The sequence below is a fragment of the Shewanella sp. SM87 genome (assembly GCF_025653705.1).
Classification (GTDB): Bacteria; Pseudomonadota; Gammaproteobacteria; order Enterobacterales; family Shewanellaceae; genus Shewanella; species Shewanella oncorhynchi.
Genome location: NZ_JAKKSC010000088.1, coordinates 1 through 1,016 on the forward strand (window position 1 = coordinate 1; position 1,016 = coordinate 1,016).

General features: G+C 42.1%; 1 rRNA gene and 1 pseudogene. One reads left to right on the forward strand and one right to left on the reverse strand.

The features are described 5' to 3' along the window. Positions 1-241: pseudogene (locus tag L5M11_RS23770) on the forward strand (IS4 family transposase); the annotation flags it as partial. 591 nt (positions 242-832) lie between these two features. Here L5M11_RS23770 and rrf read toward each other — a convergent pair. Then, positions 833-948, reverse strand: a 5S ribosomal RNA gene (gene rrf / locus L5M11_RS23775). Positions 949-1,016: the final 68 nt, after the last annotated feature.

A 1,016-nucleotide genomic window follows, 5' to 3' on the forward strand; every position in this document is an offset into this window, starting at 1 on the left:
CTCTATGCTCTCTATGCTGGCTGAAATCGTGTTGTGGTGTATTGGGTTAGCGGCACAACACCTTGGATGGCAAAGATATTTTCAAGCCAATACAGTGAGAAAGCAGGCTGTGCTATCAATTGTTAGACTTGGAAAGGAAGTACGCAAAAGAGACAAATATCCGGTAAAGGAGACAATTTTTCGCTGGGCATTAATCGAATATATAAACTTAGTTCATGACGCTGGAAAACCTCAATTATGAGGGGATCCCCCAGCGCCTTCGTACATCAGCAAAACTTATCTCCATAAGGTAATCAGTTGATGGGAAAGAACGTTGCTAAGTTCACTCAGTCCTAAGTTCACTCAGTCTGAATTTGGTATCACATTTAAAAAAGCCAATATTTATTGCTTCATCATCAGGGCTATCCTAAATAACCAACCTTACTCGCCATCCAAAGCCATCATAGTGCCTTTTGCAAACTGCGATTATATGGAGCGGCACCTCACATTAACTTCTACAGCTACGTTCTTTGGCCGCTATACCGTGATCATGATGGACTGTGCGGGGGCATCAAGCAAAGATGGCAGAAGATTTTATAATCTGAGATAAAGCTGCCGCCTTATTCTCCGGAACTGAATCTGATAGAACAGTTGTAGCGGATATTAATAGAATTGATATAAAGCCAAATGGTGCAATTATTGGTGTCGTGGAAGGTAAAAAGGGATTATCGAGAGAAAAATAGGAGGAAAACAGACTAATTGAATAGACACTAGGCTGGATTTAACAAATTGCGAATGCAAAAAAGCCAGCTTATTTAGCTGGCTTGGTTACATCTCAATGAGATAATTAGGCGCTTGGCGATGACCTACTCTCACATGGGGAGACCCCACACTACCATCGGCGCGTTTGCGTTTCACTTCTGAGTTCGGGATGGGATCAGGTGGTTCCACAAGGCTATTGTCACCAAGCAAATTCTGTTTATTACCGTGTCCATCACTGGCTCACGCTAATAATAATTCGGAAAGCTGATTTTCTT